The following is a 24,943-nucleotide window of genomic DNA, read 5'->3' as shown; positions in this document are numbered from 1 at the left end:
ATGCTTCCTCACCCGACCATGTTGAAATTCCGCTCATTCCACGGACTGCTGGCCGCCGCCATCACCAGCGGGCCGCTGCTTCCGGCACAGGATCTCGCTTCGAAGGAACTGGCGGGCATCGCACCTCCGGGCGGCAAATCCGCGAGCGAGGGTTCCATCCAGTCGCGGAAGGATGCCAGGACCATCACGCTCAAGATCCCCGCTCCGCGTGGCCAGATCGTGGACCGGGAGGGAAATCCCTTCGCCCAGAACGAGGTGGCCTACCAGGTCGCGCTGCAGTACAAGCAGTTCGAGGTGGCGGACCAGGATTTCGTCGTGAACTGGGGCCGCCAGCGTCTGGACGCCCTCCATGGGCTGGTCAAGAATACCATCACGAAGACCGACGCGGAGCTGTATGACCACTACCGCCACCGCCGCTGGCTGCCGTTGCTGGTTTCCGGCCAGATGAGCGCGAAGGAAGCGAAGGCGCTGGAGCCGAAGCTGACGGCGGGTCTGACGCTGCAGGCGGTGTACCGCCGCCACTATCCCGGCGGGGATTCCGCGGCGCACATCGTCGGCTACACCGGCAGTGTGGGCAAACTGCCGACGGGGCCGATCAATTTCAACGAGCCCCTGTGGGAGGAAAGCGAAGGCCGTGACGGGCTGGAGAAACTTTTCGAAAAGGAACTGACGGGTGAGCCCGCGATGAAGAAGCTGCTCTTTGACGAGAGCGGGGCGAAGCTGCAGGAAGAACAGATCGGGCGGCCGAAGCCGGGCGGCACGGTGGTCACCACGCTGAACCTGAAGTGGCAGAGGCTTGCCGAAGAAGTGCTGCGGAAAGGCTGCCGGCGCGGCGCGCTGGTGGTGCTGGACGTGGTGACGGGGGAGGTGCTGGTGATGGCGTCCCGCCCTTCGTTCGATCTCAACACGTTCATCCCGGGCATCAGCAAAACGGACTACGAGGCGCTGGAGAATGATCCGTCCGCGCCGCTCTATGGCCGTGCGTTCAAGTCCCTCTACCCGCCCGCCTCCACCTTCAAGCCGCTGGTGGCCCTCGCCGCACTCGACAACGGCGTGGTGACGGAGAACTCGACCATCTATTGCCCCGCCTCGATCACCTTCGGCAACCACACGATGTGGAACCACAACCGCAAGGCGGAAGGCTCCATCAACGTGAAACGTGCCATCGCCCGCTCCACCAACCCGTGGTTCTATCAGGTGGGTGTGGATGTGGGACCCACCGCTTTCCTGGACATCGCCAGACGGCTGGGCATGGGATCGAAAACCGGCCTTCCCCTCATCGGTGAGGCGGAGGGAATCGTGCCGAACGACCAATACATGATGCGGGTCCACAAGCGCAGGATCCTGGACGGTGACACGGCGAACATGTCGATCGGCCAGGGAGACCTGCTGGCGTCCCCGCTGCAGGTCGCGCAGGCGATGGCAGGCATCGCCAACGGCGGCGTGCTGCCGAAGCTCCAGTTGGTCAGCCAGGTGCAGGACACCCGGGGCAAAGTGGTGCGCGCCACCCTGCCGGAGCGGCGCAACTGGTTGGGGACGAAACCGGAGGCGGTTGAGATCGTCCGCGAAGGCATGCGGGATGTGGTGAACTCCGGCTACGGCACCGGCCGCAGCGCGGGCCTCAGCTACACCACGCTCTGCGGGAAGACCGGCACCGCCCAGTGGGGTCCGCCTTCCAAGAACCAGCGGCTCGCCTGGTTCGCGGGATTTCTCCCGTTCGACAATCCACGGTATGCGTTCGCGGTCCTCTACGAAGGCCGTCCTAACGAAGTGGTGTCCGGTGGCAGGATGGCCGCCCCGATGGTGAGGAACTTTTTTGAACCCATCAAAGATGACATCAAGGACATCATCGCTCCGCCGAAGAAGGCGCTCCTTGTCATCGAGGAGTCGGACGAAGCCATGGACACCCCGGGGAATACCGAGGGCCAGGAAACTCCGCTGATCAACCCGGACGGCACGCTGGTGGAGGAACCGCGGCGCGCCGTGATCGTGGAGGAAGAGATGGAGGAAGCCCCGGAAGACATGCCCATCCGCGCCCTCCCCGTGGGAGAGGATGAGGAAGTGGATGACGCTGGTGTGATCGAGTGAGCGGCTGGGGCGGTGAACATACCCGCCTCACCTCCGCCTAGCCCGGGCAGATCTCCTTCGCGCGCAGGGCAGCGGCGACGCGGGTCTCGACATTGATCTTCCTGAAAATCTGTTCGAGGTGCTTCGCAACGGTACGGGAGCTGATGCCGAGGATCGTGCCGATTTCATCATTGCTTTTGCCTTCGCTCACCCAGAGCAGGACTTCGGCCTCGCGGCTGCTGAGGCCGAGGGTCTGCAGCCTCCGGGTTTTCCCGTGCGGATCGCTTTCCTGGAAGAGGATGATGAAACGGTCATCTCCCAGGGTGGCGGAGCGGATGGAAAGCCGGGCACCACCGAGTTCCACCTGCATGGGTTCCGCAGGCAGGGGACCAGGGGCCACCTGCCGTCCCCACCAAGTCTTCAGCGACTGGGGCAGCATCGCTTTCCAGGATGAATCCTGTGGGAAAAACCGCCGGAGCAGGTCGCTTGCGGGGGCGTTGATGTGGAGGATGTTCCCGTGCCGGTCCACCAGCGCGACCCCTTGGGAAGATTGCTCGATCGCGCGGGCGGAGAGCAGGGCCAGCGCCTGTGCCTCCGTGAAGGCGACGGCGTTTTCAAAGGCGGCGGTGAGGTGAGGCCGCAGGTAGGCGGCGATCTCGCGGTCATCTTCGGTGAAGGAGCGCTCACCCCGGTTCAACGCGATGAATATCAACTCCTGACGGGAGGTGTGCAGGCAGAAGATGAGGCTGTCCCGGACACCGATGGTCTCCAGCGCGGTGGCGAATGGCGTGATGCGCCACTCCGCCTCACTGGTGAAGTCGGAGACGAAATGCGGGCTGCCGTCGCCGTTGTCATACACGTTGCGATAGACCGGATGGCTGCCGATGTGCGGTGCCATCTGCGGCATGATCGCCTCCATGCGTGGCTGCCAGCCGGTCGGGTGGTAGGCGGCCACCAGCGCCCCGGTGCGGTGGCTGACCTGGTTGTAGGTGCAGAACAGGCAGGGGATCAGGCGGCGGACGGCCTCCAGCATCACGGCGGGCAGGGCGGCGGCGTCGCGCAGCCGGTAGAGTTCCGGGAGTTCCGCGTGAATGGCCCTGTAGTCCTCTGGTTTCAACCGGCGGGATCTTCTCTGGTCCGGGGAAAAAGGAAAGCCCTGAAATAGGTTCCGCTTACCTCCCCGGCAGGCGGTTCCGGGCGGGGGTGGACAAGTCATGTGGGGCGGTTATACCATCATCCGGTCCCGTTCTTTCGGCTGGACGCCGCCGCCTGATCCCTTCAGACAGGTGACCCCTCCAGCGGTTTGCCGCGTGCGGGAATCCCAATTATACAATCAATATGGACATCCAAATCGCCACCCTCTGCGACTTCGCTGCGGATTATAACGGCAAGCTCGTGATCTCGGGAACTTTCGACACCCTCGCGGCCCGTGCCGTGCCGGTCGTGCATCCTTCCTGCGCGCTCGCGCTCCGCTTCTGCTTCACTCCCGAAGATGCGGGCCGCCACAAGCTTTCGATCAACATCATCAATGAGGATGGTGATTCCCTCGACCCGAACAACATGCCGATCGAGCCCGAGTTCGAGGTCCAGCTCCCGAAGAATGTCCCCTTCCTGACCCGCAACATCGTCATGAACCTCCAGGGCCTCCGTTTCCCGGAAGCCGGCATCTACTCCATCGACATCGGCTGCGACGGCGAAGTGCTCGTCCGCCTGCCTCTCCGCGTCCTCCTTGTGAACCAAGGCGCGAACGGCGAAGCCCAGCTTGCCTGATCGTCCGGACAATTCATTGGGTGCCATGTCTGACCATTATTCATGCGCCCTGATCACCGGGGCCTCCGCGGGCCTCGGTGAGGAGTTCGCCTTCCAGCTTGCGCCCCGGGTCCACAAGATGGTCCTGGTGGCGCGGCGGGAGGAGCGGCTCGCCACCATCGCGGATCGTTTGCGGGAGAGTTTCCCTCATGTCGCCGTCGCGGTTTTTTCGGCGGACCTGACGCTGCCATCCCACCGGGAGCAGCTTGTCGATCTGCTGGAACAGCGCGGTTTCATCCCGGACCTGCTGGTCAACAACGCGGGGATGGGGGACTACGGTGAATTCTCAAATGCGGACTGGGGGAAGCTCGATGCGATGCTGCAGCTCAACATCACCGCGCTGACCCACCTGACCCACGCCCTGCTGCCGCAGATGATGAAGCGGGGCTATGGTGCGGTGGTGAACGTCAGTTCGCTGGCCAGCCTGCTGCCCATCCCGGACTTCGCCGTCTATGCCGCGACCAAGGCGTATGTCACCAGCTTTTCCGAAGCCCTCAGGATCGAGGTGCGGGATCACGGGATTTCCGTGCTGGCGGTCTGCCCGGGGCCGGTTCACACCGAGTTCGGTGAGGTCGCCCGCCAGAGTGGCGGAAGTGCGGACATGCCTGGCAGGGAATGGTTCTACGTGGACAAGGAACAGGTGGTCGCGGAGTCGATCGCCGCACTGGATGCGGACAAGGCCAGGGTCTATCCCGGCTGGCAGGTGGCCGCTGCCGCCGTGTTGATTTCCGCTGTTCCTCTGGTCCTGCTCCGGTTGATCCTGGGAACGCGGCCCCGCAGGTCCTGAACGCCGGGTTGAAATTCCGCGGAACCGGAAATTCGGCGGAATTTTCCCCGAATCGGGAAAATGTCGTGATCCCGACCCCTGATCGTGCCAGCTTCGGCCCGTGGAGGCAGCGATGAAAGACGCCAGGGAGTCGATGGACGAGGATCCGCCAAGGGTGGAATCCGCGACCATCGAGGATCTGCCGGCCCTTGTGGAGCTGGTGATGGAGTTGTTTTCAAAGTCGAAGGATTTCGCTCCCGACCATGATGTCCAGGAGAGGGGCCTGCAGTTGATCCTGGAACAACCGAGCCGCGGACGCATCTTCGTCCTGCGGAACAACCACCGCATTTTCGGCATGGTGAACCTGCTGTTCACCATCTCCACCGCACGGGGCGGCTTCGTCATCCTGATGGAGGACGTCATCGTCCATCCGGACCACCGCGGCCAGGGCTACGGCAGGATGCTCCTCCAGCACGTGGTGGAATTCGCCAAGCAGAAGAATTTCAAGCGTATCACGCTGCTGACGGACAAGATCAGCGAGGAGTCCCAGGAGTTCTTCGCGAAGAACGGCTTCGAGTATTCCAACATGATCCCCATGCGGCGGATCATCGACTGATCCGCCATGCCTCCGGGACCGACAGCGGAAGGCGACGCCTTTGCCCTCACCATGCTCGTGATGCTGTTGTCCGCGTTCGCGGTGATCGCTCTGATCCTTTTCACCATCTTCCGGAATGCCGCGAGGAGGAGCCGCGAGGCCGACGAGATCACCGTGGACTCCGCGAAGGAAGAGGGCGGGGGAGAAAGTTGACGGCCGGTGGACCCCGTGCGTCCAACGGATGACCTGCGGCTGGAGATGCGGAAGCGTCCGGCGGGCCGGCCTGTGATGTACCAGCGTTGGTCGGACCTGCTGTTCCTCCACTGGAAGATCGACCCTTCGGAGATCCGGCGGCGTCTGCCGGACGGACTGCATGTCGATACCTATGGCGGGGAGGCATGGATCGGTGTGGTGCCGTTTTTCATGGAGCGCATCCGTCCCGTGGGGCTTCCCGCCGTGCCCTGGCTGTCGTGGTTCCTGGAGCTGAACGTGCGCACCTACGTGCATGATGAGCACGGGCGGCCGGGCGTGTGGTTTTTCTCCCTCGACTGCAACCAACCGCTCGCGGTCGAATTCGCGCGCAAATTCTTCCATCTGCCCTACCAGCACGCGGCGATGCGTGCGGAGAGGGTGGGTGGCGGCGTGCACTACCGGTCAAGGCGCAGGAGAACCACGGGGAAATGCGCGGAGTTCAACTACGCGTCCGGTGGGGACGTCCGTCCTGCGGAGCCGGGCACGCTGGAGTGGTTCCTGGTGGAGCGGTATCTGCTTTTTTCAACGAGCCGTGCCGGACGGATTTTCACCGGGCAGGTGAACCATTCTCCCTACCGGATCGCCCCCGCAAGCTGCCTGGAATGGTCCACGGAGCCGCTGCGCCTGAATGGCTTCGCGGATCCCGGACGCCCGCCGGATTCCATGCTCATCGCGGAAGCGGTGGATGTGGCGGTGTTCCCGCTGCGCGGCGTGGCATAGCGGGCCTCTCAAAAAGGCGACTTCCCGCTTCCGGTGATCCTCACCTCGTCCGCTTGCAGTAGAGGCTGTAAGCCATCGGACGTGCGCAGCAGCAGCTCGCCCTGCGGTGAGATGCCTTCAACCGTTCCGGACAGGGGGCCGGACGCGGCGGTGAGGGATACTTCCTGGCCGGTCAGCACACAGCGGAGGCGGATGGAGTTGATGGCTTCCGGAAATTCCGTGCCGATCTGGTGGCGGCGGAGCGAAAGGCGGCGGATGATGGCGGCAAGGACCTCCGCACGGGACACCTCGCCACCTGCCTCCAGCGCCAGCGAGGTGGCGATCGCGGAAACCTCATCGGGAAACGTGAGGGTGTTCACGTTCAGACCGATGCCCACGACCACAAAGTCCCTGCCTGCTTCCACCAGGATGCCCGCTATTTTCTTTCCCCCGGCCCAGACATCGTTCGGCCACTTGATGCCGACAAGCGGGATGGATTCCTCCAGTGCTTCCGCCACGGCAAGGCCGGTCACCAGCGCGAGCCGCGGCCACAGCGCCTTCGGTGCGTCCGGGCGGAGCAGCACGGAAAACGCCAGCGACTCCCCGGGAGGGGAAAACCATGCGGCACCCCGCCTGCCACGGCCCTGGGTCTGGCGGTCGGTGATGACGACCAGGCCCTCCGGCATGCCCTGTTCCGCAAGGCGGCGGACTTCATCGTTCGTGGAGTCAACGGTCTGCTTGATCAACAGACGGAAAGGCTCCGGTAGATCCGGCGCGATGGCGGAGAACTCGTCCACGTCAGACGGGTGTGAAATCGAGGCCGATGTCGAGCGACGGTGCGGAGTGGGTGATGGCTCCGACAGAGATGAAATCGACGCCCGTTTCCGCGATCTCCCGCAGGGTGGTCAGGGTGACGCCACCGCTTGCTTCCAGGAACGGCTTGTGGCTTTCACCACGTGCCTCCACGGCCTCGCGCAGTTGGGCCAGGGTCATGTTGTCCAGCAGGATGTGGTCCACGCCGTCCATGGAAAGGAAAGTGCGGACCTGCTCCAGGCTGTCCGCCTCCAGTTCCACCTCAACGCCGGGCCGTTCCTTGCGGAGTTTGTAAATGGCGGCCTGGATGACAGCAGGCCCGCCTTCCGCGACGAGGTGGTTGTCCTTCACCATCGCGCGGTCATAAAGGCCGATCCGGTGGTTGGTGCCGCCGCCGTCCGCGACGGCCTTCTTCTCCAGCAGGCGGAAGCCGGGAGTGGTCTTCCGCGTGTCCAGGATGCGGGCATTCGTGCCGCGGACCTCTTCGACATAGCGGGCGGTCATGGTGGCGACACCGCTGAGCCGCTGGAGGAAATTGAGCGCGGTCCTTTCCGCGGTGAGGATGGAGCGGGCGGAGCCTTCCACGCGGATGAGCAGGGCACCGGCGGCGACCTTGCTCCCGTCGTTGATGAGGATCTCCACCTGGAGGGATGGATCCACCGTGGCGAAGACGCGGGCCGCGGTTTCCACCCCGGAGACCACGCCGTCCTTTCTCACGGCGACGAAGGCGCGCGCTTTCCGGTCTTCAGGGATGAAATAGAGGGAGGTGACATCACCCGCGCCGATATCCTCGGCCAGGGCGAGATCAATGAGTGTCTGGGACATGCTGGCGTGGATGCTAGACTGCACCCCGCCGCCGTCCAAGGTGAATGTCCGGAAAAGCTTGGAGCGGGCACTCTTCCGGATTTGGTGGCAGGGACCGCATTCCATGCGGTCAGGCGGGGGAAAGCCGCCGCCATCCCCTGATTCCATCCTGCCACATCGGGCCACCTTATCACCTGCGGAGGGTGCCACCATGCGATCCGGCATGGCGGGTTTCGTCCGCCGCCCCCAGCCGGACCGCATGGAATGCGGTCCCTGCCAGTCCTTACCAGGAAAGCCGGGGCAGGTTGCCGGAAAGGGATTTCCCCCCCACGCTGTCTGTCCGTCCGCCATGGATGATCACGTAGGTGGCGGACCTGCCGTCCGGTGCGGTGAAGACGGTGGCGTTGGAGGTGATTTCGGGGTCCTCGTTGCCGGTCGTCTGGTAGCCGATTTTCCGGCCCAGCAGCGTGAGGGTGCCATGCGGGCCGTAGGCGAACTTCCGCGGGGGGCGGGGCGTGCCGACGATGGTGAAGTAGCGGTCGCCGGGGAGTCGGTGGGTGGCGGCGTAGCTGCCGTCTTTCATGACGATGTACTCCGGTTTCCCATGTTTCGCCTCCAGGTCGGGGGCGTGCAGGATGGGGACGGAAATGCGGGCGGGATCTTTCGATGCGTAGGTGTTCCAGTCCACCAGATCCCCGGCGAGGACACCGGCCACCATGTCCACCCCAGGGACGCCGGGGGAGGTGCGGACCGGAGCGCACGAATACAGGGCGAGCAGGGCGGCGGATGGCAGGAGCGTGCTTTTCATCATCGGTTGGAACGCTTGGGTATCGTGTTTCTTTGCGGAAATCATCACTCACCCACCACGGCGACGGCGATCTCACGGCGGTGGGGCGCGCGGCGGTGCTCAAAGAGAAAGATGCCCTGCCAGGTGCCGAGAACCATCCTGCCATCCATGATGGGGATGACCTCGCTGGTGCGGGTGAGCGCCATCCGGATGTGGCTGGGCATGTCATCCGGTCCCTCCGCGGTGTGGATGAACCAGGGGGTGTTCTCCGGCACCAGATGGTCGAAGAATTTCTCCAGATCCCTGCGGGCGCTGGGGTCGGCGTTCTCCATGATGACCAGACTGGCGCTGGTATGCCTGACGAAGACGGTGACCGTGCCGTTCCGGATGCCGGAAGCCGCGACGATGTCCTCCACCTGCGCGGTGATCTCCACGGTGCCTTTGCCACGCGTGGTGAGGGTGAACCGATCGGTGTGGGCGGCCATGGTTTCAGAAATTTTCGAGCACCCACTTTCCGACGGCGGTCCCGGACTCCATGGCGGCATGGGCCTCACGGAGGGCCTCCGGGGTGATGCGGCCGAAGATCCTGTTGGCGAGGTCCGGAAATCGGCCCGCGTCCGCGAGCGCGGCGATGGTGGCGAGGATTTCGCCCTGCCGTTTCATGTCAGGAGTCTGGAACTTCGGGCGGGAGAACATGTATTCCCATACGATGCGCGGACTCTTGAGGCGGAAAGGATTTCCGATCTGGATCGGGTGCTGGTTTTCCACGATGAGGCCGAGCGCGCCGAGCGGGGCCAGGAGATCGGCGGTGATCTGCCAGTAGCCGTCCGTGTCGAAAAGATTCGCGATGAAGGGATACTCCGTCACACCGGCTTCCTCCGCCTGCGGGCGGAGCGGCTCACGGTGGTTGAGGATGTGGTCGGCACCCAGTTTCAGGCACCACTCATGCGTCTCCGGGCGGGAGGCGGTCGCATGGGCGATGAGGCCCGCACGCTTGGCGAGGGGGATCATCGCGGAACCGACTCCACCCGCTCCGTTGATGATCAGCAGCGCTTTGCCCGCGTCCTTCCCATCCGGGTCGACGCCCATCCGCTCGAACAACAGTTCCCATGCCGTGATGGAGACGAGCGGCAGGGCGGCGGCCTGGGCGAAGCTGAAGGTCGCGGGCTTCTTCGCGGCGATGCGTTGGTCAACGAGCTGATACTCCGCATTTGACCCCGGGCGGGTGACATCCCCCGCGTAGAACACTTCGTCGCCCGGGGAAAAGTCCGTCACCAGCGGCCCCACCGCCTCCACCGTTCCGGCGGCATCCCAGCCGAGGATCTTCGGCGCATCGAGAGGTCCGTCGCCGATGAGTTTGCGCACCTTGGTGTCCACCGGGTTCACGCCCACGGCGGAGATTTTCACCAACAGGTCGAGTGGTCCCGGCATGGGCTTCGCGGTCTCGAACTCGACCAGGGAAAGGGGATCGGATGCGGGCAGGTACTGGCGTGCGCCGATGGCTCTCATGCGCGGATCTTCAAGCCGGAGTCCTCCTATGGCAACAAAGGTTTCAGCCCCACCCACTGGCTGCCCCACGTGATGATCCAAGGGAGCGAACCGATGCTGACGATGGTGGTGGCGATGATGACCTGGACGGCGACCGCAGGCCTGCCGTTGTAGAGGCGCGCCAGCAGGACCGTGCTGAGGGCGGCGGGCATGGCGGCCTGGACCACCAGCACCTGGCGCAGCTCCGGCGGGATGGGCAGGAACTTCGCCGCCGCGAGGATGAGCAGTGGGGAGAGGATGATCCTCACCACCACGGAAGCGGTGATCATTTTCACCGAAGGCCGCTCGCTGGCGATGAGGTCCGCCATGGAAGCTCCCGTGATGAGGATGGCCAGCGGGAAGCTGCCGATGCCCAGCATCGCCATCGCCTCCCGTGCAGGGCCGGTGATCTTCGTATCCAGGCCCAGCGCCACCAGCAGCAGGCCGGTGGCCACGGCGACCACGGGGCCATTGAGCAGCTTCTTCAGCGTGAAGCCGCGGTCGCCGCTCATGATCATCACACAGACCGTCCAGATGGCGATCTCCACGCCGATGTTGTGGATGAACATCACGGCCAGCGCGCCGCCACCCCACAGGATCTGCACGACCGGGATGGCGGTGAAGCCGAAGTTCTGGATGCCGGACGCGATGGCGAAGGTCCGCAGGCCCGTGCCGCGCTGGAGTCCGAAAAGGCGGGCCACACACCAGCCCAGACCCACGCCCAGCAGCGGGATGGTGAAACCCAGGCCCATGCCCCAGGCGATGGTCGGGCCGCTGCGCAGCACCTCATGGCCGAGGATCTTGTCGAGGATGAAGCAGGGATAGAGCACGTTGTAGATCACGCGCATCACGCCGTCGTCATGCTCCGCCTTCAGGATGCCGCCCTTGCGCAGTAGCGCTCCCGTGAAGATGAGGAGATACACCGGCAGCACGGAGATGATGACGGCACCGGGAGAGATCACGCGCGAAGTGTCGGGGAGCCGGGATTCCGCACAAGTCCAGATTCAGAAGAAAAATCAACGTCGTAATTGTCTGATGGCCGGTAACTTGTGATGTGGTGGGTGAATTTCTTTGAATACCCCGGCGATGGATCGGGTCTTACCGGGTGACAAGAAACCATCCTATGAAAACGAATCCGACTCCAAAACAAGGCTTCCTTCACAGGCTCACCAGGCTTCCCAAGATTTTGGTCTTCGCTGGTCTGGCCGCCGTGTTGGCGCTGCCCATGGCTGAAGCACGCCCCGGCGATGGCCGCAGGGGTGGCCACCACCACCATCACGGCCATGGCTACCATGGTGGCCATCACCACCACCGCCATCACTATGACCGCGGCTATCACCGTCCGGTTCCCCGCTACGTCCACCGTCCGGTCCATCGTGGTTGGTCCCGTCCGGGTTGGTACGGCAGCTATCCACCGGCCGGCTATGTGGACTACCGCTACATCAGCCACCTGCCGCGCGGCTACCGCACGGTCTATCGCGGCGGACACCGCTACTACTATGCCAACGGCGGCTACTGGTATCCTGCCACCTACAGGGGCAACGGCGTGTATATCAGCGTGAGATTCTGACAGGAGACAAGGGACATTGGCTGGCGAAGCCCGGGGGAGAGATCCTCCGGGCTTTTCCTCATTCAGGGTCCTTCCATCGGAGCGGTGGACTGCCGCTGCATGGCAGGGACCGCATTCCATGCGGTCAGGCGGTGGAGAGCGCTCCGAATCCTCCGGCTCCATCCTGCCGCAACATCCCACCAACGACCTACGGGAGGTGTAGTGGTCGTCCGGGCATCAGGGGAGTTTTCCGCCGCCCCCCGCCGGACGCCATGGAATGGCGTCCCTGCCATACGGTGGAATCAGTCGGACGGCGGACGCCGCATGGACTTCTTCTGCGAGAGGATCCGCTTGTCCGCGACGGAGCGTTGTTTGGAACGTCTGGAACGCTGGCGTTTCTGACGGCGCATCTTTTCGATGGCCTGGGTCTTCGCCACGGCCTTGCCATCGCGGATCATCTCCAGTTGTTCGCACAGCTCGCGGCGGGCGAGGAAGCGGTTCATTTCGCGGGAGCGGTCGATCTGGCACTTGATGGCCACGCCGGTCGGCAGGTGTTTCAGGAAAACACAGTTGGAGGTCTTGTTGATTTTCTGCCCGCCCGCGCCGGAGCCGCGGACGAATTTTTCAAGGAGGTTGTCCTCCGTGATGCCGAGCGCGGCCATCCGCTGTTCCAGGGCGGTTTGCTTTTCAGGGGAGACGGGTGACTGCACGGAGGCAGGATGGCACGGGGGATGGAAAAAGGAAACGCCGGCGTGGTGCCGGCGTTTCCAGGATTTGGGGGATGGACTTTTCCGATGGGGATCACCAGCGCCACTCGAGGCCGCCGAAGACGCTGCGGCCATCTCCGGGGAGGAAGACGCGGGCGGGTTGCGGCACGACGGTGAGGGCGTTGTCAACGACGTCATGGGTGGCGGCGTAGCGCTCGTCGGTGAGGTTCCGGGCCTCGATGAACCAGGAAAGCCCTTGCTCCTGGCGGCGGCCGAACTTGAAGCCCACCAACGCGTAGGGATCCGCGGACAGCGTGTTGCGGTGATCCACGTAGGACTTCACCGGCACCCACTCGAACGTCGGTCCGGCATACCAACCCTGGTCGTTCTGCCAGAGGAGCTCGCCGCGGATGAGGTGCGGCGGCAGTCCGGCGATCTTGTTGCCGGAGTAGTCGTAGGCCGCGGTGGTGTGCCGGTCGAACTCGAACCGGCCGTAGGTCCATGCGGTGCGGAAGACGAGGCGGTGCGCGGGATCGTCATTCCAGTCGTTGCCGAGCAGGTCGATCTCGGTGCCGATCTCCAGGCCGGAGTGGGTGGTGCGGTCCGCGTTCGTCGTGGTGCTCAGCCCGGTCGACGGATCGATGACGGTCAGGAGTTCGTCCTCGATTTCCGCGTGGTAGGCGGTGGCGTCCCAGCGGAAGAAGCCCCATGAGCCGCGGGTGCCCAGCTCGAAGCTGGTGGCGGTCTGCGCGTCGCGGGCGGTGTTCGCGGTGTAGGTCTCGCTGAAGGATGGCGGCTCATAGCTGCCGCTCACGTTGGCATAGACCTGGTAGTTCTCCGCGTCATAGCGGAGGCCGATCTTCGGGGCGAATTCGTTGTATTCGTAGGTGTAGTCGGGCGGTCCGGCGAACTGGCGCTCGATCTCGCGGCGGTTGTGGGCCGCGCTGGCACCCAGGATGGCGGTGAAACCGTTGCCGATGGTGAACTGGTTCTCCACGAACGCTTCGAGGTTGGTCGCGATCTGGTCGCTGTCGGAAAGCAGGGTGCCGCGCGTGCCGTTGAGGTTCTGGAACTGCGCGGCATGCGTCACCCCGCGGGTGAGGAAGACCCCGGCGCGGACCTGGTTTTCATGGGAGAACAGGTCGGACGTGTTGGTGAAGGTCACGCCGAGCAGCGCGTCATTGGAGCGCTGGTCGATCACCTGGAAGATCGGATGGTTGAGGTCCTTGTAGGTCCATGATGCGGTGAGGTCCCATTGGTTGTCGCCGTTGGTGAAGGTGGTCTTGCTGGCGATGCGGTAGAGTTCGAAGTCGCGGTGGTAGTCGCCGGTCGCGTTGGTGGGGTTCGCGTCGCGCGGGTCGTCCTTGAGCTGGGCCTTGCTGAGGCTGCCGGGGATCTGCGAATCCGTCAGGACGCCGGTGATGTAGAGGCGGGACTCGATGCCATCGGAAATGTTCCAGCCGATGTTGCTGAACAGCCGCTGGTTGTTCTGCTCCGCATGGTCGCGGAAGCCGTCCTGCGACTGCCAGGTGAAGGAGGAGTAGGCATCGGTCGCATCGTTGGAGAAGCCTCCGGCGAGTGTGCCGCGGAAGTAGTTCCATGATCCGGCCTCGAGGCGTGCGAACCCGCCGGGGTCCGTGCGTCCATTACGGGACACATAGTCGATGGCTCCGCCGAGGGTGGAGCCGCCGTAGGCGAGGGCGTTGCCCCCGCGCCAGACGTTGATGTAGCGCGAGGCGGACGGTTCCAGCGACTGCATGTCAAAGCCGCCGTCGGCCAGGTTGACCGGGACGCCGTCCTGGAGGACGCGGATGCCGCGGCCATGGAAGGTCCGCTGGAGGCCGGAGCCACGGATGGAAAGCCGGGCTTCATCCGAGCCGAAGCGCGGTTGGGCGAAAACACCGGGGGAAAGGGCGAAGGTATCCGCCAGCGTGCTGGCCCGGCCGGTGAGATAGCGCTCGGAATCGACGACCTCGGTTCCGCCCGCGGTCTTGGAGAGCTCCACCTTGCTTTCGGCCACGGTGGGGACGGTCTTGGAGGCTCTCTCCCGGGCCGCCTCGACGGTCAGGGTTTCGAGTTCGGTTTGGGCGATGGCCGCCGTGGTGCTGGCGGTGAGCAGATAGGAAATGAGTTTCACGGAGATGATTTTGGGAAAGATGGGAGGGGATTCCTCCCGCCGGAGGCACGTGTTTGGGCGTGATCCGGCGGAAGGTCCGGCCTTTGTCCTTGCGCGACCGGTTTTGAAACGGCGTGCAGACCGGAAAGGTTTGGCGGCGCGCCCAACAGGCATGCCGGTATCTAGGGATCAGTCAGCGGACGGAAATGTCCGCCTCACGCGGCCAGACACGGCGGCGGAACGGGCGGAGACGCCCGGAGGGAATCGGCGGGAACAGCCACGCCGGGGAATGCAACGGGGGGAAGATCGGTCACCGGCGGAGGTGCCAGCGCCATGTCTTTCGACGGCAGCATATCCTGGACGATCTTGCCGGAGGAAACGCTGGGCAGGGGAGCGACAGGATCCTTTTTCTCCGGCTCGGACTTTTTCGCCTCCGCGATCTTGCAGCAGAGGTCGCACGGCTTTTCACCGCTGAAGGTGTCTTTCGCGGCCTGCATGAGACCATCCTGCTGGGAGTAGCTCACAAGCATACCGATCCATGCATAACATTGCATGATCGAATAAGGTCCGCCCGCCAGATGGAGGCAGCCGAGCAGGACAAGCAGGAATTGGAAAGGCTTCTTCAGTGGATTTACCGATTTAGGAAGCGCAAGGACGGGAGGTTTCTACGGACGGGGTGAGAGGTCGGCAAGGGGAAAATCACCCGTTTCCAGCCGGGATTGACGGAAACAGGAAGGTGCGGGACACTCGGCTCCATGAGCGAGCCTTTTCCCGACGACACGATGGCCGGCCGGCCTTGTCTGGAGACACCCGGCGGCCACAAGAAGGTGCTGCTGCATTCCTGCTGCGCACCCTGCTCCGGTGAGGTGATGGAGGCGATGACCGCCTCCGGGATCGACTACACGATTTATTTCTACAATCCGAACATCCATCCGCGCACGGAGTATGAGCTGCGGAAGGCGGAGAACATCCGCTTCGCCGAGACGCACGGGATTCCCTTTGTCGATTGCGACTATGACACGGACAACTGGTTCGCGCGGGCGAAGGGCATGGAGATGGATCCGGAGCGCGGCGCGCGCTGCTCGATGTGTTTCGACATGCGGTTCGAACGGACGGCGCTGTATGCCTATGAGAATGGCTTTCCGCTGATCACGAGCTGCCTGGGCATCTCCCGCTGGAAGAGCATGGAACAGATCAATGAGTCCGGTGAGCGGTCCGCGGCGAAGTACCCCGGGATCACCTACTGGAAGCACAACTGGCGGAAAGGCGGCGGTTCCGCGCGGATGATCGAGATTTCCAAACGCGAGCATTTCTACCAGCAGGAATACTGCGGCTGCATCTACTCCCTGCGGGATACCAACGCCTGGCATGTCTCCAAGGGGCGGCCGAAGATCGTCCGTGGGGTGAAGTTCTACGGAGAAAAGGACTCCGCCGTGGTGGAGGCCGCGTTGAATGAGGTGAATGGGGAAGCTTGAAAGGCAGGGACCGCATTCCATGCGGTCCGGTGGCGGAAGGTCCCCTTCATCCTCCGATGCCGGATCATCTGGATGTGTTGGAACAAGAGCGGCCCCGTGGGATCATGGATTATCCACCCAACCGGGCGCCATGGAATCGCATCCCTGCCGCCAAGAAAGAAAGCCCGCGTCCGGATGGTAACGGAGCATGATGAAAAAACTCCTGCTTCTGTTATGGGCCCTGCCGCTGATGGTTTTCGCACAGACGAAGGTCTGTCTGGTTTCCGCGTCCGCGGAGTATGCCTCGCATGATTCGCTGGCAAAGCTGCAGGAGGATCTGGAGAAGAGCGGGATGATCTGCTTCCGCGCCTTCGGCGAGGACAAGGGGAATGGTGTTCCGGGGCTGGAGAAACTGGCGGAGTCCGACGTGCTGGTGCTTTTCACCCGCCGCATCGTTCTTCCCGCCGACCAGATGGAACTGGTGCGCAAGCATGTGGATGCGGGCAAGCCGGTCGTCGGCATCCGCACGGCCAGCCATGGCATCCAGAACTGGGTGCCGGATGTGAAGGCCTTTGACAAAGAGGTGCTGGGCGGCAGCTATGACGGCCACTACAAGGAGAACGAGGCTGCGGAACTTTCCAGGAACGCCGGGCAGGAAGGCCATCCCGTTTTCAAGGGCGTGCAGCCGTTCGGAACGGATGGAAAACTCTACAAGAACGAGAAGCTCGCGGACGATGTGACGGTGCTGCTGACGGCGAAGAACGCATCCGGTCAGAGCCAGCCGGTGGCGTGGACGCGCAAGCATGCGGGCGGGAAGGTGTTTTACACCTCCCTGGGCGTGCAGTCGGATTTCACGAAGCCGGAGTTCCGGCAATTCCTCGCCAATGCGGTGGCGTGGGCAGCGGAGAAGTGAGAAACGGAGGCATCTTCTCCCATCGGCGGAGCCGATGGGAAAGGAGGCGCTTTCTCCGAAAGGGCCGGGGTGGACGGCGCATTACCGGTTCGGCGGATCGAATGAGTGATGCGGTGAGCCATCATCTAGCAGACCAGCTCCGGTTCCTGGTAGGCTTCCCTCCAGCCGAACCTCTCACGAGGTTCGATACCCCCTTGCAGTCCAGATAGGTGTAACGGGTGTCACCCCAGACCTTCCGGAGAAAGGTCATTCCGTACCGCGCCGCGCGCGGAGCACTGGGTCGGGGATGTTCTCCACACACCCATCGGCGGAGCCGATGGGAAAGGAGGCGCTTTCTCCGAAAGGGCCGGGGTGGACGGCGCATTATCGGTTCGGCGGATCGGATGAGTGATGCGGTGGGCCATCATCTAGCAGACCAGCTCCGGTTCCTGGTAGGCTTCCCTCCAGCCGAACCTCTCACGAGGTTCGCTACCCCGTTGCAGGCCGTATCGGCGGGACGGGCGTCCCCCACAAAAAAAACGCCGGTCGGGTGACCGGCGTTCTTCTCAAAAGATGATGTGAAGGAGGCTCAATGCGCCTTCGGGTCTCCGCCGGAGGCGTCACCGAGGTGCTGCTTGTCTTCCGGCAGGAACTTCTTGAAGCGGGTCTTGTCGATCGCCTTCATGTAGGCTTCTTCCGGTGAGATCATGCCTTCGCGGAGTTTCGTCCAGATGGATTCGTCCATGAACTGCATGCCGTCCGCCTTGCCGCCGGTGATGACGTCATAGAGCTTCTGGGTGGCGCCTTCACGGATGATCGCGCTGACGGCGGGTGTGGCGAACATGATCTCGTGCACGGCGGTCCGGCCCGGCTTGTCCACCCGCTTGCAGAGAAGCTGGGCGACGACGCCGCGGAGGGACGACGCGAGCATGGTCCTCACCTGTGACTGCTGGTCGGCGGGGAACACGTCGATGATCCGGTCAACCGTCTTGCGGGCGTTGTTGGTGTGGAGGGTTCCGAACACCAGCAGGCCGGTTTCCGCGGCGGTGAGCGCCAGCGAGATGGTTTCAAGGTCCCGCATCTCACCGACCAGAACGATGTCCGCATCCTCCCGCAGGGCGGCGCGCAGGCCGTCCGAGAATGAGGGTGTCTGGATGGGAACCTCACGCTGGGTGATGATGGACTTCTTGTTCGAGTGCACGAACTCGATCGGCTCCTCGATGGTGATGATGTGCCGGTTGAAGTTCGAGTTGATGTAGTCGAGCAGCGCGGCGAGCGTGGTGGACTTTCCGGAGCCGGTCGGTCCGGTGACCAGCACCAGGCCGGAGCGCATGTGGCCGAATTCCTTCACCACTTCCGGCACACCGAGGGATTCCAGTGCGGCGATTTCCGTCGGGATGAGGCGGAACACCGCGCCGAGGCCGTTCTGCTGCTTCAGGTAGTTGCAGCGGAAGCGGGAGTCCTCATCCATCTCGTACGCGAAGTCGAGGTCGCCCGTGGCGAGGTAACGTTCGAAGGCCTTCGGATCACAGATCTCCGCCAGCAGGTCGCGGAAGGAGTCACCTTCCAGCGGGGGCTGGTCCGGGATCGCGGTCACCGCGCCGTGCACGCGGATCTTCGGCGGCTGTCCTTCGGAAAGGTGGAGGTCCGAACCTTTGGATTCGATGAGGTATTGGAAATAGGCGTCGATCTGAGCCATGATGGTGGGTTTTGGAAAATTCGGTGGAAAGGAAGGAGGGCTTCAGGATTTGAAGAAGGAATGCATCTGGGCCTTGTCCTCGGAGCGGAAGAGCGCCTCCTCACGGGAGATGACGCCTGCGGTGACCAGCCGGCGGAGGGACTCGTCCATGGTGACCATGCCGACGTGCTTGCCGGTCTGCATGATGCCGGGAAGCATGAAGGTCTTGCCCTCGCGGATGCAGTTCGCGACCGCGGGGGTGTTCACCAGAAGCTCCACGGCCAGGGTCCGGCCGTTTCCGTCCACACGCGGGACGAGCTGCTGGGAAAGGATGCCGCGGAGGGATTCCGACACCATGATGCGGATCTGGTCCCGTTGGTCCGTGGGGAACACGTCCAGCACCCGGTCCAGGGTCCGCGGCGCGTTGCCGGTGTGGAGCGTTCCGAGCACAAGGTGACCGGTTTCCGCGGCGGTGAGGGCGAGCTGGATGGTCTCCAGGTCGCGCATTTCACCGACCATGATGACGTCCGGATCTTCCCGGAGCGCGCCACGGAGAGCTTTGGCGAAGGAGTCCGTATGGGTGTGGACCTCCCGCTGGTTCACCTGGCAGCCTTTCGACTCGAAGACGTACTCGATGGGGTCTTCCAGGGTGAGGATGTGGTCCTCGCGGTCGCGGTTGATGAAATCGACCAGCGCGGCGAGGGTGGTGGACTTTCCGGAACCCACGGCTCCGGTCACCAGGACGATGCCGTTCTGGTAGCGGGTGAGGGGGACCACGCTCTCCAGCGGCAGGCCGATCTCCTCGATCGAGCGGATGCTGGTGTCGATGATCCGGAAGGTCATGTCGTAGCCCAGGCGCTGCTTGACCACGGAGGCGCGGAAGCGGCCCTGGGCATTCGCATAGGCGAAGTCGATGTCCCCATGGCTCTGCAGTCGGTCCCATTTCTCATCCGTGAGGAAGGAGCGGGCGAGGCGCTCGGTATCGGTTGCGGTCAGCGGCGGGTGGTCCGACCAGATCGGCGACAGGTGCCCGAAACGCCGCCATGCGGGCGGGTAGGCGGTCGGCAGATGGAGATCGGAGCACTGGTATTCGCGCCCTAACTGGAGGTATTGGTCAACGTGGTCGAGAACCTGATGGTCGGACATGGGGTGGGGTTTTATTTATAAAAAGGAGTAACACGCCGCTGAGGGCGAGAAGGAATTTCATCTCCGGCGAATTTTGCCGCGATGTAGTTCTTCAACTGGCCCGTGAGCCAGACTTTCAGGAAGGGGCGCAGCGCGGCGATGGCGAGGGTGAACAGGACCCCTAACAGGGTTTTCTTCTTCGCCGGGGCCTTTTCCCGCTTCGCCTTCCGCCGGAAAAGCAGGCTGGTGGCCAGCCCCGCGGCCATGGAGCCGCCGAGCCAGCCGGTGGGGTGGCTGCGCAGGGAGTCCTTCAGCCGGGCGGGGACGTCGAGCTTGTGTTTGAACGCGCGGATCTCCGAGCCGAGCACGCCGCGGGCGGCGTCACTGGTCCGGATCAATCGTTGGATTTGTTCGGGGATTGGAAGTTCGCTAGCCATTCGCGGTCTTTCTTGAATTCGGCACGGGTGACCTCGAACGTGGCGGGTCCCGGCTTTTTGGCGATGAGGATCAGGATCAGGGCGATGAGCAGATGGATGCCACCTGTGGAAAGGGTCACCCAATACCAAGGCCAGCCCGCGGAGGCGGAAATGGCGCCGATCCCCCCGGCCACGAGGATGATCCAGGCGAGGAGGACAAGGATGGCCGCCGTGGCGAACAGGATGCCGCGTTTCACCCCGGATCCGGCGGCTTGCTGGAATTCAAGCTGGATGAGGGCGATGCGGGAGCCGACCAGATCCATCAGGGCCGTGCGCCAGTTGGGCGGCACGGATGGGCCGCCGGACGGGACCGCCGGGGAAGGTGGATTCGTGCCAGAAGGATGATTCATATCAGAAAACCCGCTGCCGCACCCCGTTGGAGGACGACAGCGGGTGGAAATGAGGGACAGACCTCAGCGGCGGAGGATGAGGCCGATGAGGAAACCGACACCAAGGGCACCCAGCACCGATTTGGTGGGGTTCTGGCGGATGTAGTCCTCGGCGGTGACGTGGAGTTCCTTCGCCTTCACGCGGGTGTCTTCCCATTGCTCGGTGGCGGTTTCGCGGAACTGGTGGGCGCGCTCGGAGGCCGCGTGTTTGAGGGCTTCCGCTTTTTCAGCCGCGGTTGCCTTGAACTGGGATGCCTTTTCTCCCGCGACTTCCCGGAACTGGTGGGCGGATTCAACCGCCTTTTCCTTGAGGGCGCTCGCCTGTGCGGAGGCGGTGCTGGCCAGCTCACGGACCTTTTCACCGGCGGCGGCACGGAGATCGTTGGCGGCCTGCGCGACCGATGGGGAACCTTGGGTGAAGCCTGCTTCCGGATCCAGGTTGTTGGTGGTGGCGAATGAGTCGGACATTTGGGTGGTTAGATTGAGTTACCGATGACTTGGTTGAAGCGTCAACTACCGCAAGATTGGCATCGCAATGAGTGGGGTGCAAGGAGTGACTTCGGGAAATCAGATGGAATCTCCGGGAATGCGGGCGGGAGGAAGCGATTGCTTTCCCCCGAAGGGTGGTCACTGAGAAAGGGTTCGCTATCCGGACGGGAGTTGGCATATACGATTTTCCATGCGACTGGATCCCACTCGGTATCTGATCATCGGATGGTCATTCATCTGCTGGCTGGCGGCGGATGTCAGGGCTGCGGAACATCCGGCGGTCGGGGCTCTCCGTCAGACGGCGGAGAAAACCATGGCTGAGCTGGAGACGGGCGAGATTTTCAAAGAGGCGGAGCTTGCGAAGAAATACCTGGCCGCGCTGGACGGGCTTGAGAAGAAGCTGGCGGCGGAGGGGGATCTGGAAGCGATCGTCGGTCTGCGGGAGGAGAAGAAGGCGGTTGCGGAGAACGGCACGACGTCGGGACATTCCGGTGCCGCTCTGGTCGGGATGCGTGGGAAATACCTCCAGTTGCGGGAGGATCTCCGGAGGGAGACCGACGGGGAGCGGGCGAAGCTGGTGGCAGGCGTGAAACAGTCGGTCACGGCGAAGCAGAGCGAGCTGGTGAAAGCCGGTGATGTGGAGGCGGCCCTGGAAGTCCGCCGTGACGGGGAACGTCTGCTGGGGGAGCTTTCCAAGGGCATGGCCGGATCCGGGTCCCCTGGTCCTGTCAACCAGCCGGAGATCCGGACGGCGGAGGATCTCAAATCGTTCCTTGCCGGATCGGTTTGGAAAGTGACCGGTGGCAGCGGTTCCATCCGCAGCAGGATCGAGTTCGGCACGGATGGAAATGCAACCGCCGATGACGGGCGGAAACTGGGCGGATGGTCGTGCGATGACGCGCGGACTTTCCGCATATCCGCCGCCGGCAATACCGGGGTCTTCGGTCCGGGTTGGGATTCATTCGAACTTTCATTCGCGGACGGTGGCAAGGCATCGGCAACCAGGGTGGCGAACCCCCATCATGGCAGGACCGTCCGGTTGAGGTTGGCGGATGACGTGAAGACGGGCCTTTCCTTCAGCAAGGGCAGGCCCGCCCGGACCAGTCCGGATGCGGACACGGTCCGCATGGTCTGCGGGCTGTCGGATCCGGATCACGTTTCCTTCGAGTATCCGCCGGGCAAAGGTTCCTATCTCCGGCACATCAAGTATGTGCTGAACTGCCATGAGCGGCCGGACCAGATGACGCCGCTGTTCCGCCAGGACGCCACTTTCAAAGTGATCCCCCTCGACGACGGAGCCGTGAGGCTGGAAGCGGTCAATTTCCCGGGATTCTTCCTGGCCGTGGATGCGGGCGGGGGGCAGGTGGTTCTCAAAAAGGCCCCTGATCTTCCGGCTTCCCGTTTCCGGTTGGAACCGGGCGGTTGAAACGCGTGGCGCGCTTATCTGACCCGGAGGGCTTTTGGGGCAGGTTCTCCCACGGGGCGCGCCTTCGGCGGATTGAGCAAGGTTTCCTCCTGGTCCTTCGGCGGGGAGGTGAACAGTTCGCTCTTCCAGTCCGCGTCCCTCATCGGCCCTGTCCCATGGAACTGGAACAAACCGTAGAACGGCCGCAGCGGCAGGGTGATGAGTCCCAGGAAGCCGCGGGCGTTCATCCGCACGGTCATGTCGATGTTGCGGGTGGCCAGGTCGATGCTGCCGTCCCCGGTGAACACCAGCGAGGAGGTGCTGGTCCGGAAATCATTGCTGCTCAGGACACCCCTGCGGATCTGGAAGTTGAGGAAGGCATCCTTCGCACGTTCATGGCCCGCCCTGCGGTCACCCAGCGCGGCGGCGACCAGCTTTGACAACGGGCCGAAGACCGGCACGGAGAAGAGTTCCGCCTTCTCCAGTCCAAGTAATCCGGTCCCGTTGAGGGTCTCGATCTTCCCGTCGTTGCAGGTGAACTCGATCCGCCCGGTGGTGGTCCCGCCGCCCTCCATCTGGAAGCCGTAGGTGGATGCCACCTCGGGCAGGCCGACCTTGGTCCAGCTCACTTCCCCGCCCAGTTTGCCCTTGTGGAACTCGAACCTGGAGGCGACCGGCCCCCCGAACGCCCGGAAGGTCAGATCCTTCACGGTGACCTGGTCCCCCCGGATCAGCACTTCGCCACTGGGTTGGAACAGGCTGATGGATTGCCCGAGCAATTTGTAATCCGCGGCCTTCTCCGAGCTGAAGCCGACGGTGAGGTTGGTGCGGCCCTGCGGCGTCACATCGACGATGCCGGAACCTTTCAGCGTCGGCGGTGAGTGGAAACGGTAGTCCTCCAGGTCGTCCGCGAGTTTCGGGGCGAACAGCCGGACGAGGGGGGCTGCCCACATGGTGCCCTCCACGCCCTCGATCTCCACGTGCCGGGGCTCCGGATCATAGCGCACGCGCCCGACTTTCGTGGTGCCGCGGCTGGGGCCGCCGTAGGCATTCCGCAGGCCATAGCTGTCGTAGTTGAAGACCACCGTGCCATCATGGAAGTCCAGCGCGTGATGGCTCAGGTCGAACGAGCATTTCGCCATCGCGACCGGGACGCCCTTGAAGGTCACGTTATCAGCCTGCCCCCGGCCGGTGTAGGCCCAGGATTTTTTCTCCCGGGTGTCGAATCCGCCTTCCAGCTCGATGTCGATCTTCGCCCCCGGCAGTTTCCCGAAATCATTGATGACGATCTCCAGCGGCTGTCCGGTGAAAAACGGCAGATAGACCTCGCTGGGCAGGGTGGACTTGAGCGCCATCTGCACGATGGGTCCCTGGATGAGCGCCTTTCCGCTGGCGGCCCCATCCTTCCGGGTGAGTACGGTGTCCAGCAGGTAGAGGTTCCCGTCATTCCAGGAAAAGGCGGTTCCCACCGTGTCAAAGGCCACGCCCTTCATCATCACGGAGTCGCACAGCGCGTTGCCGGTCACCCGGACGTCCGGAGGTGCATCCTGCCGCAGCTTGAAACTCCCCACCGCTTCCAGTTTCTGGCTGCCGCCAAACGTGATCTGCGGGATGGCGGGGAGGTCGGCCCAGGATTTCAGAAGTCCGGGAATTTCGAGTCCGGACGTCATCTCGAACCGTCCTTCGCCGGAATGGATGTCGTAGTCCACGCGGGCCTCCAGTTCGCCGCGGTCATCCACCGCGTGGAGGGAGGTCAGGGTGAGCAGGTTTCCGATCAGGGTGGCCCGCGCGTTGATCTGCTCCAGCACGTGGCCGTTTTTCTCCATTTCTCTGGCCTGCAGGCTGATGCGGGCGTTGAGGGTCGATTTGTCCGACAGGTCCCCCTCCGCGAAGATCCTCAGCACGGGAGGCCGGTTCTCATCGAAGGTCCACTTCTCCAGTTCCCTGATGAAGCGGGCGGCCACTTCGCGCCGCTTGGCCTCGTTCGGGTCTTCCTTGTGTTCGCCTTCCTTCTGCTGGTAGCCCAGCATCCGCGCGCCGAAGACCACGTCGATGCCGGCGATCTTTCCCCGGACATCCCGCGCTTCCAGCAGCCTGCCTCCGGGCATGAGCACCGTGCCGTTGAGGTCCGTGATCTCCAACCGGGTCGAGTCCGGATTCCTCGGGTCCAGCGGCATGCTGAGCCTCGCGTCGCTCAGCTCGACTTTCGTCAGGCGGAATTTCTTCCGGATGAGTTCGGCCTTGTTGAAATCCAGGACGATCCGTTCGAGCTGGGAGACTTCCAGCCGTTTCTCCTTGTCGGAGAAGACCCGCACACCGCTGGCGATGATGCCCTTGAACGGGATGTAGGAAAGTGAATCGATGGTGAGGAAGGTGCCCTGCTTCCCGCATTCCTCCTCGACGGCTGACCGCCAGTTCTCCGGCAGGCCGGTCCGGTTCGCCCACCAGACGATGGCGCCGATGGCTACCAACGACAAGGCGGCGGCGATGAAAAGCGCCGTGCGCAGGTTACGGATGAAATGCCAGCGCCACATTTTGCCGGAA

The 24,943-nt window shown here is 63.6% G+C and carries 26 protein-coding genes; 10 read left to right on the top strand and 16 right to left on the bottom strand.

Annotated elements, in window-relative coordinates; genetic code table 11:
* Positions 1-18: 18 nt before the first annotated feature.
* Positions 19-2,088 carry a penicillin-binding protein 2 gene (gene mrdA / locus KF712_11045; GenBank protein MBX3741520.1) on the top strand — a complete coding sequence of 690 codons (2,070 nt, stop codon included), beginning with the start codon at positions 19-21 and terminating at the stop codon, positions 2,086-2,088.
* Positions 2,089-2,125: 37 nt separating this feature from the next.
* Here mrdA and KF712_11040 read toward each other — a convergent pair whose 3' ends face one another.
* On the bottom strand, positions 2,126-2,506 hold the full coding sequence (locus KF712_11040) for a hypothetical protein (protein MBX3741519.1): 381 nt from the start codon (positions 2,504-2,506) through the stop codon (positions 2,126-2,128).
* Between the two features lie 899 nt (positions 2,507-3,405).
* On the opposite strand from KF712_11040, the gene KF712_11035 reads away from it, so the two are divergent.
* From KF712_11035 to KF712_11015, 5 genes are all read left to right on the top strand, one after another.
* Complete coding sequence (locus tag KF712_11035) at positions 3,406-3,837, top strand: hypothetical protein (GenBank protein MBX3741518.1); 432 nt, start codon at positions 3,406-3,408, stop codon at positions 3,835-3,837.
* Positions 3,838-3,886: 49 nt separating this feature from the next.
* A complete protein-coding gene (locus KF712_11030) occupies positions 3,887-4,663 on the top strand; it encodes an SDR family oxidoreductase (protein MBX3741517.1) in 777 nt (258 codons plus the stop codon).
* A 133-nt stretch (positions 4,664-4,796) separates the two neighbouring features.
* Positions 4,797-5,258, top strand: coding sequence for a GNAT family N-acetyltransferase (locus tag KF712_11025; GenBank protein MBX3741516.1), 462 nt, complete (start codon positions 4,797-4,799; stop codon positions 5,256-5,258).
* A gap of 6 nt (positions 5,259-5,264) precedes the next feature.
* Complete coding sequence (locus tag KF712_11020; protein ID MBX3741515.1) at positions 5,265-5,450, top strand: hypothetical protein; 186 nt, start codon at positions 5,265-5,267, stop codon at positions 5,448-5,450.
* A gap of 15 nt (positions 5,451-5,465) precedes the next feature.
* Positions 5,466-6,209 (top strand): DUF2071 domain-containing protein, encoded by a 744-nt coding sequence (locus KF712_11015; GenBank protein MBX3741514.1) that lies wholly within the window; start codon positions 5,466-5,468, stop codon positions 6,207-6,209.
* 8 nt (positions 6,210-6,217) lie between these two features.
* Here the strand turns inward: KF712_11015 and KF712_11010 are convergent, their stop codons facing one another.
* From KF712_11010 to KF712_10985, 6 genes are all read right to left on the bottom strand, one after another.
* A complete protein-coding gene (locus KF712_11010) occupies positions 6,218-6,985 on the bottom strand; it encodes a biotin--[acetyl-CoA-carboxylase] ligase (GenBank protein ID MBX3741513.1) in 768 nt (255 codons plus the stop codon).
* Position 6,986: 1 nt separating this feature from the next.
* Positions 6,987-7,826, bottom strand: coding sequence for a carboxylating nicotinate-nucleotide diphosphorylase (nadC, locus tag KF712_11005; protein ID MBX3741512.1), 840 nt, complete (start codon positions 7,824-7,826; stop codon positions 6,987-6,989).
* A gap of 262 nt (positions 7,827-8,088) precedes the next feature.
* Positions 8,089-8,616: a hypothetical protein gene (locus tag KF712_11000; GenBank protein MBX3741511.1), complete on the bottom strand. Its 528-nt coding sequence runs from the start codon at positions 8,614-8,616 to the stop codon at positions 8,089-8,091.
* Between the two features lie 41 nt (positions 8,617-8,657).
* Positions 8,658-9,077: a secondary thiamine-phosphate synthase enzyme YjbQ gene (locus tag KF712_10995; GenBank protein MBX3741510.1), complete on the bottom strand. Its 420-nt coding sequence runs from the start codon at positions 9,075-9,077 to the stop codon at positions 8,658-8,660.
* A 4-nt stretch (positions 9,078-9,081) separates the two neighbouring features.
* Positions 9,082-10,101 (bottom strand): zinc-binding alcohol dehydrogenase family protein, encoded by a 1,020-nt coding sequence (locus tag KF712_10990; protein MBX3741509.1) that lies wholly within the window; start codon positions 10,099-10,101, stop codon positions 9,082-9,084.
* A 26-nt stretch (positions 10,102-10,127) separates the two neighbouring features.
* The gene (locus KF712_10985; GenBank protein MBX3741508.1) at positions 10,128-11,081 is read right to left on the bottom strand and encodes an AEC family transporter; all 954 of its coding nucleotides are present in this window, start codon (positions 11,079-11,081) and stop codon (positions 10,128-10,130) included.
* A gap of 263 nt (positions 11,082-11,344) precedes the next feature.
* On the opposite strand from KF712_10985, the gene KF712_10980 reads away from it, so the two are divergent.
* A complete protein-coding gene (locus tag KF712_10980; GenBank protein MBX3741507.1) occupies positions 11,345-11,689 on the top strand; it encodes a hypothetical protein in 345 nt (114 codons plus the stop codon).
* Between the two features lie 281 nt (positions 11,690-11,970).
* Here KF712_10980 and KF712_10975 read toward each other — a convergent pair whose 3' ends face one another.
* From KF712_10975 to KF712_10965, 3 genes are all read right to left on the bottom strand, one after another.
* The gene (locus tag KF712_10975) at positions 11,971-12,330 is read right to left on the bottom strand and encodes a peptide chain release factor-like protein (GenBank protein ID MBX3741506.1); all 360 of its coding nucleotides are present in this window, start codon (positions 12,328-12,330) and stop codon (positions 11,971-11,973) included.
* 139 nt (positions 12,331-12,469) lie between these two features.
* Positions 12,470-14,512 (bottom strand): TonB-dependent receptor, encoded by a 2,043-nt coding sequence (locus KF712_10970; protein ID MBX3741505.1) that lies wholly within the window; start codon positions 14,510-14,512, stop codon positions 12,470-12,472.
* A 194-nt stretch (positions 14,513-14,706) separates the two neighbouring features.
* Complete coding sequence (locus KF712_10965) at positions 14,707-15,045, bottom strand: hypothetical protein (GenBank protein ID MBX3741504.1); 339 nt, start codon at positions 15,043-15,045, stop codon at positions 14,707-14,709.
* 228 nt (positions 15,046-15,273) lie between these two features.
* Here KF712_10965 and KF712_10960 point away from each other — a divergent pair, with 228 nt between their 5' ends.
* Both KF712_10960 and KF712_10955 read left to right on the top strand, forming a co-directional pair.
* Positions 15,274-15,966, top strand: a complete 693-nt coding sequence (locus KF712_10960) for an epoxyqueuosine reductase QueH (protein ID MBX3741503.1) — start codon at positions 15,274-15,276, stop codon at positions 15,964-15,966.
* A gap of 187 nt (positions 15,967-16,153) precedes the next feature.
* Complete coding sequence (locus KF712_10955; protein MBX3741502.1) at positions 16,154-16,858, top strand: ThuA domain-containing protein; 705 nt, start codon at positions 16,154-16,156, stop codon at positions 16,856-16,858.
* Between the two features lie 568 nt (positions 16,859-17,426).
* On the opposite strand, the gene KF712_10950 is transcribed toward KF712_10955, so the two are convergent.
* The 5 genes from KF712_10950 to KF712_10930 all read right to left on the bottom strand — a co-directional run bounded on the left by KF712_10950 (position 17,427) and on the right by KF712_10930 (position 20,973).
* Positions 17,427-18,536, bottom strand: coding sequence for a type IV pilus twitching motility protein PilT (locus tag KF712_10950; GenBank protein MBX3741501.1), 1,110 nt, complete (start codon positions 18,534-18,536; stop codon positions 17,427-17,429).
* Positions 18,537-18,578: 42 nt separating this feature from the next.
* Positions 18,579-19,661 carry a type IV pilus twitching motility protein PilT gene (locus KF712_10945; GenBank protein MBX3741500.1) on the bottom strand — a complete coding sequence of 361 codons (1,083 nt, stop codon included), beginning with the start codon at positions 19,659-19,661 and terminating at the stop codon, positions 18,579-18,581.
* A gap of 11 nt (positions 19,662-19,672) precedes the next feature.
* The gene (locus tag KF712_10940; GenBank protein ID MBX3741499.1) at positions 19,673-20,038 is read right to left on the bottom strand and encodes a hypothetical protein; all 366 of its coding nucleotides are present in this window, start codon (positions 20,036-20,038) and stop codon (positions 19,673-19,675) included.
* Positions 20,035-20,466: a phage holin family protein gene (locus KF712_10935; GenBank protein ID MBX3741498.1), complete on the bottom strand. Its 432-nt coding sequence runs from the start codon at positions 20,464-20,466 to the stop codon at positions 20,035-20,037. The genes KF712_10940 and KF712_10935 overlap by 4 nt, the downstream gene beginning before the upstream one ends.
* Before the next feature lie 63 nt (positions 20,467-20,529).
* Complete coding sequence (locus KF712_10930; GenBank protein MBX3741497.1) at positions 20,530-20,973, bottom strand: DUF883 family protein; 444 nt, start codon at positions 20,971-20,973, stop codon at positions 20,530-20,532.
* A gap of 211 nt (positions 20,974-21,184) precedes the next feature.
* Here KF712_10930 and KF712_10925 point away from each other — a divergent pair, with 211 nt between their 5' ends.
* On the top strand, positions 21,185-22,420 hold the full coding sequence (locus tag KF712_10925; GenBank protein MBX3741496.1) for an AbfB domain-containing protein: 1,236 nt from the start codon (positions 21,185-21,187) through the stop codon (positions 22,418-22,420).
* A gap of 14 nt (positions 22,421-22,434) precedes the next feature.
* On the opposite strand, the gene KF712_10920 is transcribed toward KF712_10925, so the two are convergent.
* Entirely contained in the window at positions 22,435-24,933 is a 2,499-nt protein-coding gene (locus tag KF712_10920; protein MBX3741495.1) for a hypothetical protein, read from the bottom strand.
* Positions 24,934-24,943: the final 10 nt, after the last annotated feature.

This window comes from Akkermansiaceae bacterium, from assembly GCA_019634595.1.
GTDB lineage: Bacteria > Verrucomicrobiota > Verrucomicrobiia > Verrucomicrobiales > Akkermansiaceae > Luteolibacter.
The sequence above is the reverse complement of the archived record's forward strand: the minus strand, read 5'-3'. Positions and strand labels throughout refer to the sequence as shown.

Coding starts and splice junctions, on each gene's coding strand:
- KF712_11020 (MBX3741515.1), top strand. CDS start 5,265: ATGCCTCCGGGACCGACAGCGGAAGGCGACGCCTTTGCCCTCACCATG.
- KF712_11040 (MBX3741519.1), bottom strand. CDS start 2,506: ATGCTGCCCCAGTCGCTGAAGACTTGGTGGGGACGGCAGGTGGCCCCT.
- KF712_10965 (MBX3741504.1), bottom strand. CDS start 15,045: ATGCAATGTTATGCATGGATCGGTATGCTTGTGAGCTACTCCCAGCAG.
- KF712_10920 (MBX3741495.1), bottom strand. CDS start 24,933: ATGTGGCGCTGGCATTTCATCCGTAACCTGCGCACGGCGCTTTTCATC.
- KF712_10980 (MBX3741507.1), top strand. CDS start 11,345: ATGGCTGAAGCACGCCCCGGCGATGGCCGCAGGGGTGGCCACCACCAC.
- nadC (MBX3741512.1), bottom strand. CDS start 7,826: ATGTCCCAGACACTCATTGATCTCGCCCTGGCCGAGGATATCGGCGCG.
- KF712_10930 (MBX3741497.1), bottom strand. CDS start 20,973: ATGTCCGACTCATTCGCCACCACCAACAACCTGGATCCGGAAGCAGGC.
- KF712_11035 (MBX3741518.1), top strand. CDS start 3,406: ATGGACATCCAAATCGCCACCCTCTGCGACTTCGCTGCGGATTATAAC.
- KF712_10955 (MBX3741502.1), top strand. CDS start 16,154: ATGATGAAAAAACTCCTGCTTCTGTTATGGGCCCTGCCGCTGATGGTT.
- KF712_10990 (MBX3741509.1), bottom strand. CDS start 10,101: ATGAGAGCCATCGGCGCACGCCAGTACCTGCCCGCATCCGATCCCCTT.
- KF712_10935 (MBX3741498.1), bottom strand. CDS start 20,466: ATGAATCATCCTTCTGGCACGAATCCACCTTCCCCGGCGGTCCCGTCC.
- KF712_11000 (MBX3741511.1), bottom strand. CDS start 8,616: ATGATGAAAAGCACGCTCCTGCCATCCGCCGCCCTGCTCGCCCTGTAT.
- KF712_10945 (MBX3741500.1), bottom strand. CDS start 19,661: ATGTCCGACCATCAGGTTCTCGACCACGTTGACCAATACCTCCAGTTA.
- KF712_11025 (MBX3741516.1), top strand. CDS start 4,797: ATGGACGAGGATCCGCCAAGGGTGGAATCCGCGACCATCGAGGATCTG.
- KF712_10995 (MBX3741510.1), bottom strand. CDS start 9,077: ATGGCCGCCCACACCGATCGGTTCACCCTCACCACGCGTGGCAAAGGC.
- KF712_10950 (MBX3741501.1), bottom strand. CDS start 18,536: ATGGCTCAGATCGACGCCTATTTCCAATACCTCATCGAATCCAAAGGT.
- mrdA (MBX3741520.1), top strand. CDS start 19: ATGTTGAAATTCCGCTCATTCCACGGACTGCTGGCCGCCGCCATCACC.
- KF712_10960 (MBX3741503.1), top strand. CDS start 15,274: ATGGCCGGCCGGCCTTGTCTGGAGACACCCGGCGGCCACAAGAAGGTG.
- KF712_10925 (MBX3741496.1), top strand. CDS start 21,185: ATGCGACTGGATCCCACTCGGTATCTGATCATCGGATGGTCATTCATC.
- KF712_10975 (MBX3741506.1), bottom strand. CDS start 12,330: ATGGCCGCGCTCGGCATCACGGAGGACAACCTCCTTGAAAAATTCGTC.